The sequence below is a fragment of the Mesorhizobium sp. M7A.F.Ca.AU.001.01.1.1 genome, assembly GCF_004022735.1.
Lineage (GTDB): Bacteria > Pseudomonadota > Alphaproteobacteria > Rhizobiales > Rhizobiaceae > Mesorhizobium > Mesorhizobium ciceri.
This window is the reverse complement of sequence record NZ_RZPF01000214.1, coordinates 1-8,954: the sequence shown is the minus strand read 5'-3', so window position 1 is coordinate 8,954 and position 8,954 is coordinate 1. Positions and strand designations below refer to the sequence as shown.

Annotated in this window: 8 protein-coding genes; 2 read left to right on the top strand and 6 right to left on the bottom strand. The window is 64.7% G+C overall.

Annotated features, from left to right (window positions below):
• Positions 1 to 1,943, bottom strand: a 1,943-nt coding sequence (locus tag EN884_RS15250) for a TRAP transporter permease (RefSeq protein WP_164895015.1), incomplete at its 3' end; no start/stop codon positions are given.
• A 14-nt stretch (positions 1,944 to 1,957) separates the two neighbouring features.
• Complete coding sequence (locus tag EN884_RS15245) at positions 1,958 to 2,917, bottom strand: TAXI family TRAP transporter solute-binding subunit (RefSeq protein WP_063169653.1); 960 nt, start codon at positions 2,915 to 2,917, stop codon at positions 1,958 to 1,960.
• 257 nt (positions 2,918 to 3,174) lie between these two features.
• Between EN884_RS15245 and EN884_RS15240 the strand changes: the two genes are divergently transcribed.
• Together EN884_RS15240 and EN884_RS15235 are read left to right on the top strand one after the other, a co-directional pair.
• A complete protein-coding gene (locus tag EN884_RS15240; RefSeq protein ID WP_013528640.1) occupies positions 3,175 to 3,528 on the top strand; it encodes a YciI family protein in 354 nt (117 codons plus the stop codon).
• Positions 3,528 to 4,772, top strand: a complete 1,245-nt coding sequence (locus EN884_RS15235; protein ID WP_063169654.1) for an RNA polymerase sigma factor — start codon at positions 3,528 to 3,530, stop codon at positions 4,770 to 4,772. The genes EN884_RS15240 and EN884_RS15235 overlap by 1 nt, the downstream gene beginning before the upstream one ends.
• A gap of 3 nt (positions 4,773 to 4,775) precedes the next feature.
• On the opposite strand, the gene EN884_RS15230 is transcribed toward EN884_RS15235, so the two are convergent.
• From EN884_RS15230 to EN884_RS15215, 4 genes are all read right to left on the bottom strand, one after another.
• A complete protein-coding gene (locus tag EN884_RS15230) occupies positions 4,776 to 5,402 on the bottom strand; it encodes a glutathione S-transferase family protein (protein ID WP_063170412.1) in 627 nt (208 codons plus the stop codon).
• Between the two features lie 129 nt (positions 5,403 to 5,531).
• Positions 5,532 to 6,509: a cysteine synthase A gene (cysK, locus tag EN884_RS15225; protein WP_027161213.1), complete on the bottom strand. Its 978-nt coding sequence runs from the start codon at positions 6,507 to 6,509 to the stop codon at positions 5,532 to 5,534.
• A 196-nt stretch (positions 6,510 to 6,705) separates the two neighbouring features.
• Positions 6,706 to 7,323, bottom strand: coding sequence for a LysE family translocator (locus EN884_RS15220; RefSeq protein WP_013528636.1), 618 nt, complete (start codon positions 7,321 to 7,323; stop codon positions 6,706 to 6,708).
• A 273-nt stretch (positions 7,324 to 7,596) separates the two neighbouring features.
• The gene (locus EN884_RS15215) at positions 7,597 to 8,949 is read right to left on the bottom strand and encodes a sorbosone dehydrogenase family protein (protein ID WP_082826610.1); all 1,353 of its coding nucleotides are present in this window, start codon (positions 8,947 to 8,949) and stop codon (positions 7,597 to 7,599) included.
• Positions 8,950 to 8,954 lie beyond the last annotated feature (5 nt).

The following is an 8,954-nucleotide window of genomic DNA, read 5'->3' as shown; positions in this document are numbered from 1 at the left end:
GCACCCCACAGCACGATGCCCATGCACGCCTTGGCGACGATGTAGCCGACCTCGACGGGATAGCCGAACTGGGCGGCGATCGGACCTGCGTCCTGCAGCATCAGCGCCGGCGTGTAGACCGCCATGAACGGCACGACGAAGCCGGCAATGGCCAGCTTGGTCGCCTGGATGCCGATTTTCAGGCCGCTTTCCCTGGCCATCGGTGCGGCGGCGAACGCCGCCAGCGCCACCGGGGGCGTCAAATCGGCCATGATGCCGAAATAGAACACGAACATGTGGCTGACCAGCAGCGGCACGCCAAGCTCGAGCAGCGCCGGCCCGGCCAGCGACGAGGTGATGATGTAGTTGGGAATGGTCGGAATGCCCATGCCCAGCACCAGGCAGGTGACCATGGTCAGCACCAGCGACAGGAACAGATTGTCCTCGCCGATCGAGATGATCCAGCCGATGAAGGTCGAGGCGATGCCGGTCAGCGTCAGCGTGCCGATGACGATGCCGACAATGGCGCAGGCAATGCCGACCGGCAGCGCGTTCTTGGCGCCTTCGGCGAGCGAGTCGACACAGATTTGCAACGTCTCGCGGCCGCCCTTGAACGTGAAGCAGGCGACGACCAGTGCGGCGATCACCAGGCCGAGGAGGTTGACGCCGAACTTCATGAACGAAGCGGCGGCAAGCCCGAGCGCGATCCAGAAGACGATGCGGAAGGCCAGCGGCCCGATCGCTGCCGCCAACGGCGTGCCGAGGATGAGCACGATGGTCAGCGCCAGGCCCATCGTGCCGGCGAAGATCGGCGTATAGCCGGCAAACAGCAGGTAGATGAGCGCGGCCAGCGGCAGCACCAGCGGCCAGTGTTGCCGCACCGCGTCCCACGGATTGGGCAGCTCGGCCTTGGCCATGCCGTGCAGGCCCGCCTTGCCGGCTTCCAGATGCACCTGCCAGAAGCAGGCGCCGAAATAGAGCAGCGCCGGGATGATCGCCGCCTTGACCACTTCGGCATAAGGCACGTTCAGCGTCTCGGCCATGATGAAGGCGACCGCGCCCATCACCGGCGGCATGATCTGGCCGCCCATCGAGGAGGTCGCCTCGACGGCGCCGGCAAAAGCCGAGCGGAAGCCGAAGCGCTTCATCAGCGGGATGGTGAACTGGCCGCTGGCCACCACATTGGCGACACCCGAGCCGGAAATGGTGCCCATCAGCGCCGAGGACAGCACGCAGACCTGCGCCGGGCCGCCGCGCCACGAGCCGACCAGGCCAAGCGCGAAATCGTTGAACAGCGCGATCATGCCAGCGCGTTCGAGAAAGGCGGCAAAGACGACGAAGATGAAGATGTAGGCAGCCGAGACATAGATCGGTGTGCCGTAGATGCCTTCGGTGCCGTAGGCGAAGGTGTCGACGATCTGGGCGAAATCATAGCCGCGATGGATGAGCGGCGGCGGCAAATGGTTGCCGAAAAAGCAGTAGGCGAGAAAGATGAAAGCGATGACCGCCAGCGGCAGGCCCATCAGCCGCCGCGCTGCCTCGAAGACCAGCACCACCAGCACCGCGCCGACGATGAGGTCCGGCGTGGTCAGGAAGCCGGAGCGGCGGATCAGATCAGTGTAGAACACCCAATTGTAGAGGCCGGTGCCGAAGCCGAGCGCCCCGAGCGTCCAGAACGCGGCTTTCGCCGGCATGCTCTTGGCGCGCAGATTGGCGATCAGGCCAAAGCCGAGCAGCAGCAGGAAGCCGACATGCATGGCCCTCACCACCTGGCTCGGAATGCTGCCATAGGCGGCGACATAGATCTGGAACACGGAAAAGGCGACGGCGATGAGAAAGGCGGCCTTGCCCGCAAGGCCGTCGCCGAAGCCCGGCGGCAGCCCTTCGACCTGTTCTTCGACGGCAGGCAGATGGAAGGTGGCGGATTTGCCGTCGGTTGATGTTCCAGACGTTGCTTCGGTCATCCGACGGATCCGCCCTACTTCAACAAGCCCTTCTCCTTGTAGTATCGCTCGGCACCGGGGTGCAGCGGCACCGGCATGCCGTCGAGCGCCTTGGCCGGGTCGATCGCCTTGGCGGCGGCATGCGCCGCGGCCAGTTGGTCGAGATGGTCGAACATCAGCTTGGTCATCCGGTAGGCGGTCTCGTCGGAGACATCGGCGCGGGTGATGAGGAAATTGCCGACGGCGGCGGTGGCGACATCCTCGCTCTGGCCTTCATAAGTGCCCTTGGGAATGACCACCGACAGATAGGGCGCGCCGATCTTGGCGACGTCCTCGGCCGGCACCGCCACGACATTGATCGGCACGGAGGTGGCGAGGTCGCGGATCGAGGCGACGCCGAGCCCGGCCGATTGCAGCGTGGCGTCGAGCTGCCGGTTCTTGATCAGCTCGACCGATTCGGCGAAGGGCAGATACTCGACCCGGCCGAGATCCTCATACTTCAACCCGGCGGCGGCGAAGATGGCGCGGGCATTGAGCTCGGTGCCGGAGGCCGGCGCGCCGACCGACAGGCTTTTTCCCTTGAGGTCGGCCAGCGTCTTGATGCCGGACTCCCGGCTGGCGACGATCTGGATGTAGTTGGGATAGATGGCTGCGATGCCGCGCAACTTATCGAGCTTGCCGGGGAAACCGGCCTCGGCATTGCCTTCGGCGGCCAGCTTGACGGAATCGCCCAGCGCAAACGCGATCTCGCCCTTGCCCTGCTGCAACAGATTGAGGTTTTCGACCGAAGCCTTTGTTGCCTGCACCTGGGTGCGGGCACCTTCGATGCCCTTGCCGTAGATTTCCGACAGTGCCACGCCGAGCGGATAATAGACGCCAGATGTGCCGCCGGTGAGCACGTTGATGAATTCCTGCGCCTTGGCGGAAACAGCGCCTAGGCCAAGCGACAGCGCCACGGCGCCGGCCGCAACAAGTTTCGTCCTGAAATGGAACATCTGATTTCCTCCCTGAAATAGCAGCCGCATCACCTCCCTGACGCGAACAGAAGCGAGTTTAGACAGCGAGATGGAAATGCCAACCCGCAATCCCATGCGTTAGACGAATGGTTGAGTGCGGGATGCACAGATGGCCGCTTGCGTGAAATGTCTTCGGAGCCGAAAGATTTTTCCAATGCCTGTCGAAATCGGCCAGGGCCGCGCGACATACGTCCGGCTCGCAAACGAAGCAGCCTTCGAAACAACGGGAGAAGACCATGCGATACATGCTTTTGATCTACGTCAATGAAGCCGCGATGGCGGCCGCGCCGACCGATAAGACCTACGAGATCAGCGCTGCCTATGGCGCGTATACCGATGCGTTGAAGAAGTCCGGCGCCTGGCTGGCCGGCGACCGGCTGAAGCCGACCCAGGCCGCCACTTCGGTGCGGATGGTCAATGGCAAGACCAACGTGCTCGATGGCCCCTATGCCGACACCAAGGAGCAGCTTGCGGGCTTCTACATGATCGAGGCCGAGGATGCCGATGCCGCTATCGCCTGGGCGGCGCGCTGCCCCGCGGCCAGCGCCGGCACGGTCGAGCTGCGGCCGATCTGGGAACAGACCATGTGATGGAAAGTGGCCTGGAGATCGCGCGGGCGGCAGCGGAAACCGCCGCCCGGCAAAGCTACGGCAAGCTTGTCGCCTGGCTCGCGGCCCGCACGCGCGACGTGGCCGCAGCCGAGGACGCGCTGGCCGATGCCTTTGCCGCCGCCCTCGAACGCTGGCCAAGAACCGGCGTACCCAAGAAACCGGAAGCCTGGCTGCTGGCGGTGGCAAGGCGGCGCCGCGTCGATGCGGTGCGGCGCCGGCTGACCAGCGAGGCCGGCCGCGAGCATCTCAAGCTGATTGCCGAGGAAGCGGAGGCGCGCATGACCGACGAAGACCTGCCCGACGAGCGGCTGCGGCTGATGTTCGCCTGCGCCCATCCGGCGATCGAATCGAGCGTGCGTTCGCCGCTCATCCTGCAGACGGTGCTGGGGTTCGACGCCGCGACGATCGCTTCCGCCTTCCTGGTCTCGCCGGCAACGATGGGCCAGCGCCTGGTGCGAGCCAAGTCCCGCATCCGTGAAACCGGTATTCCGTTCCGCGTGCCGGAGCAGGCCGAACTCGGCGAACGGCTGGATGCGGTGCTGGAAGCGATCTACGCCGCCTTCGCCGAAGGCTGGTCCGACCCGGCGGGCACCGAGACGCGAGGGCGCAATCTGGCGACCGAAGGCATTTGGCTCGGCCGGCTGGTGGCTTCGCTGTTGCCGGAGGAGCCGGAGGCGCTGGGCCTCCTGTCGCTGATGCTGTTTGCTGAGTCGCGCCGCGCCGCACGGCGCAGCGCCGCCGGCGACTTCGTGCCGCTGGCGGAACAGGATTGCCTTCTATGGGACCGCGCCCTGATCGATGAGGCGGAGGCGCTGCTTTCCCACGCCGCGGCCAAGGGCATCATCGGCCGCTACCAGCTTGAGGCGGCCGTGCAGTCCGCGCATGCGGCACGACGGCTGACCGGCCGCACCGACTGGGCGGCGATCCGCGAGTTCTACGACGCGTTGCTTTCGATCGCAGGATCGCCGGTGGTGGCGATAAACCGCGCGGTGGCGATCGCCGAGGCCGAGGGCGCAGTGGCGGGATTGGCGGCCCTCTACGTGCTGGGCGACGACAAACGGCTTGATGACTATCAGCCCTATTGGGCCGCACGCGCCGGTCTCCTGGCCAGGCTTGGTCAGGTACTGCAAGCCTGCGAAGCCTATGACCGGGCGATCGGCCTCGAGCGCGACCCGGCGGTGCGCCGCTTCCTGCAGGAAAAGCGGGCAGTGCTCAGAAATTGAGCTTCAGCCCGGCCACATCTCGTGCGAGGTGTTGAGCGTCTTCATCAGCGGATGGTCGCGCAGCCGCGCCCACAGGCGTTCAATGTTCGGCCATGCCGTCCGCGCGCTGTCGATGTCGGGATGCCAGGCCACCAGCATGACCAGATAGATGTCGGCCAGCGACACCCGGTCGCCGACCAGCCAGTCACGGCCTTCAAGCGCGGCATCCAGAACGGCAAAGCCACGGTCCATCTCGGCCACGGCTGCCTGCTTGACCGCCTTGGTGCCTTCGGGATCGGCAGTGTAGCGGTATGCGTAGTAGAAACGCAGCACCGCCGGATAGAGCACCGACGACATGAAGGCCATCCAGCGCAGGAAATCGGCGCGGGCAGGCGCGTCTGCTGCCGGCGCCAAATTGGCATCGGGATGACGCTCGGCAAGCAGGATGCAGATCGCCGCCGATTCCGTCATCGAGCTTCCGTCCGGCAAGGTCAGCACCGGCACCTGGTTCAACGGACTGATGTCGAGGAAGGCGGGGTCGGGCCGGTCGGTCTTCGGCACGTCGATCTGCTCGAACTGTGCATTCGCCAACGCCAGCGCTGCCTCGACGACGAAGCCGCCGCTGCCAGGACGGGTATAAAGCTTGTACATAAAATTCTCCCCCGGCCGCGCAAAGCAGGCCGGGGCGATATGAACCGGAAGCGGTGCCGCGCTCAAGCCGCCGATGGCGGCCACGCGCGTTTTTTCAGCGGGCCAGCTTGGACGCGAAGGAGCGTCGGACTACGATCCCAGCCCCTCGAACAGGATTGTCGACAGATAGCGCTCGGCGAAGGACGGGATGACCACCACAAGATTTTTGCCCTTGTTCTCCGGCCGCGAGCCGACGACGATGGCCGCCTGCAGGGCGGCGCCCGAAGAGATGCCGACCGGCACGCCTTCGAGGCGGGCGACGAGGCGGGCATTGGCCACCGAATCCTCGTTCGACACCTTGACGATCTCGTCATAGATCGTCGTGTCGAGGATCTTGGGCGCAAAACCGGCGCCGATGCCCTGGATCTTGTGCGGGCCGGGCTGGCCGCCCGACAGAACCGGCGAGGAGTCGGGCTCGACGGCGACGACATGCACGGAGGGCTTGCGCTTCTTCAGCACCTGGCCGACGCCGGTGATGGTGCCGCCGGTGCCGATGCCGGCGACGAAGATATCGACCTCGCCATGCGTATCGTTCCAGATTTCCTCGGCCGTCGTCGTGCGGTGGATTTCCGGATTGGCCGGGTTCTCGAACTGCTGCGGGATGATCGCATTGGGGATCGTCGCTGCCAGTTCGTCGGCCTTGGCGATGGCGCCCTTCATACCTTTCGGACCCTCGGTCAGCACCAACTCGGCGCCGAGCAGCGCCAGCATTTTCCGGCGCTCGACCGACATTGTTTCGGGCATCGTCAGGATCAGCTTGTAGCCCTTGGCCGCGGCGGCGAAGGCAAGCGCGATGCCGGTGTTGCCCGACGTCGGTTCGATCAGCGTTGTCTTGCCGGGAGAAATCTTGCCTGATGCCTCAAGCGCCTCGATCATCGCCACGCCAATGCGGTCCTTGACCGAGGCGATCGGATTGAAGAATTCGAGCTTGGCGATGAGATTGGCGACGATGCCCTTTTCCCTGGCGAACTTGTCGAGCCGCACCAGGGGCGTGTCGCCGATCGTATCGGTGATGGAATTGTAGACGCGGCCGCGACCGGGCACACGGGCTGTGACGGGCTTGTTCATTGGTTTCGCTCCCAGAATTTCAGGCGAGTAAGGATTTCAGGCAGTGGAATTGCAGCCGGCAAGATAGGGCCTTCGGTCGCGCAAGATAGACTGTCGGCTGAAAATATCCGAGTGGGCCCTGTGTCTAAAACCGTGCCGTCCCGGAAAAGCATTTCTCGCAAAGGCCCGTTTGCGAAATGCTTTGGCGGAAAGCTCTCTATTGCCGAGCGGCAATCGCTGCAGCAGCACCGACCATGAAGCCGGCCGCCGTGCGGTTCAGCGCCTTGAGCGCGCGGGGCGATTTCAGAAACCAGCGCGCCTTGGCCGCCAGCGCCAGATACGGCACCAGCACCACCAACAGGACGACAACGGTCAGCGCGACGAGGATGCCGTAATCCGCCAGCGTGATGGTTTTCAGGTCGACGATGGTCGGCGTGATCGCGAGATAGAAGATCATCGTCTTCGGATTGCCGAGGGTAACGGTCAGGCCGGCGGCAAAGCTCGACAGCAAGCCGCCCTTGCCTTTTCCGGCCTCGACGGTCTCGGGCGTGATGCCGCTGTTCCAGAAGCGCCAGCCGAGAAAGGCGAGATAGGCGACGCCGAGCCATTTGATGGCCAGGAAAACCATGCCGAAGGATTGTGCGACGAAGGCGAGGCCAAGCACCACGGCGGTCAGATAGGTGATGTCGCCAACCATCAGGCCAAACGACATCGCCAGCGACGAGCGGAAGCCTGAGCCGAGCGCACGGGCGACCAGCGCGGTGATGCCGGGACCAGGAATCGCGGCGGCGATGCCGAGGGCCGCACTATAGGCGAGGAATCCGGTAAGGGTCATGGCACTGGTCTCGGATCAGAGCGTTTTATTGCATGGGACAGGCCAAGATTGAATTCCCTGGGGCCGGATTCCATTGCACCAGATATCGAGGGCTCGCCTTACGAAGCCCCCTCATCCGGCCGCTTCGCGGCCACCTTCTCCCCGAGGGGAGAAGAGACGGGCGCCAGCGTCTGCTGACTCCTCTCCCCTCGGGGAGAGGTCGGATTGTTCCCGAATTGCTCTTCGCAATTCGGTTGGCAATCCGGGTGAGGGGGCCTGCGTTACCTGAGCAGATCAGGACGGACCGTCGCCATGGGTGACACGCCAGATGGTGCCGTTGCCGTCCTCGCTGACGATCAGCGCACCGTCGCTCGCAATCGCCACGCCGACCGGCCGGCCCCAGACCTCACCGTTGGAAACGACGAAGCCGGTGATGAAATCCTCATACGCGCCGGTCGGCTTGCCGTCCTTGAACAGCAACCGCACCACCTTGTAGCCGGTCCTGTTGCCGCGGTTCCATGAACCATGCAGAGCGACGAACGCATCGCCCTTGTATTCAGCTGGAAAGCTCTTCCCCTCGTAGAAGGCGATGGTGAGCGGCGCCGAATGCGCCTGCATCAGCACATCGGGAACGGTCGTTTTGCCGGCAAGATCGGGGCGCTCACCCTTGTGGCGCGGATCCTCATTGTTGCCGATATAGTACCAGGGCCAGCCATAGAAGGCACCCTCCTTGACCACGGTCGCGTATTCGGGTGGCACATTGTCGCCAAGCGCATCGCGTTCGTTGACGACGCACCACAGCGCGCCGGTCGCCGGCTGCACGGTCATACCCGAGCAGTTGCGCAGGCCGGCGGCAAAGATGCGGCCGTTCTTGCCATCGGGATCGAAGGTCAGCACGTCGGCGCGGCCGTCTTCAGAACCCCAGGCTGCACCCAGCGGCTGCGATTTCGCCCAGGCATCGAGTCCGCCTTTCGGCTCCCGGCCCATGTCCTCGGCGACATTCGATCCCGAGCCGACCGAAAGGTAAAGCGTCTTGCCGTCCGGCGAGAAGGCGATATCGCGGGTCCAGTGATGACTGGCGGGGATGTTGCCGACGATGGTTTCCGGGTCGCCGGAGGCCTTCAGTTCGCCATTGCGGTAGGCAAAGCGCACGATGCTGTCGCTGTTGGCGACATAGACCCATTGCGGGTCAGGGCCCGGCGGATAGAAGGCAATGCCATAGGGTCGGTTGAGATTGCCGGCAAAGATGCCGTCCTGCGCCGGCTTCGCACTGCCTTCGGCGAGGCGATAGATGCGGACCTGGTTGGCTTTGCTGTCGGCGACGAACAGGTCGCCATTCGGCGCGACGCGCACGACGCGTGGATTGTCGATGCCCGATGCAACCAGCTCGGCCGAGAACCCCGGCGGCAGTTGCAGCTTCGCGTCTGCCGGCATGTCCGCGATGCCGGCGCTGTTCGAGGTCGACCGGGTGGCATTGGGCTTGGGCAGATCATCCGGTCTGATCAGCCGGCGGGTGCCCGGCTTGTCCGCTCGCCAGTCGCCGAAGGCAGCCGCGCCTTTCAGTACCGGTTCGTCCGCCTGCTGGGCGAATGAAGCGGTCGAGACAAACAGTGCGGCGGAAAGTGCCGGGCCGGCAAAACGCATCATTCGGT

Bases quoted from the DNA above. Each gene is read 5' to 3' on its own strand.
- EN884_RS15215 (WP_082826610.1), bottom strand. From the start codon at position 8,949: ATGATGCGTTTTGCCGGCCCGGCACTTTCCGCCGCACTGTTTGTCTCG.
- EN884_RS15230 (WP_063170412.1), bottom strand. From the start codon at position 5,402: ATGTACAAGCTTTATACCCGTCCTGGCAGCGGCGGCTTCGTCGTCGAG.
- EN884_RS15240 (WP_013528640.1), top strand. From the start codon at position 3,175: ATGCGATACATGCTTTTGATCTACGTCAATGAAGCCGCGATGGCGGCC.
- EN884_RS15235 (WP_063169654.1), top strand. From the start codon at position 3,528: ATGGAAAGTGGCCTGGAGATCGCGCGGGCGGCAGCGGAAACCGCCGCC.
- EN884_RS15245 (WP_063169653.1), bottom strand. From the start codon at position 2,917: ATGTTCCATTTCAGGACGAAACTTGTTGCGGCCGGCGCCGTGGCGCTG.
- cysK (WP_027161213.1), bottom strand. From the start codon at position 6,509: ATGAACAAGCCCGTCACAGCCCGTGTGCCCGGTCGCGGCCGCGTCTAC.
- EN884_RS15220 (WP_013528636.1), bottom strand. From the start codon at position 7,323: ATGACCCTTACCGGATTCCTCGCCTATAGTGCGGCCCTCGGCATCGCC.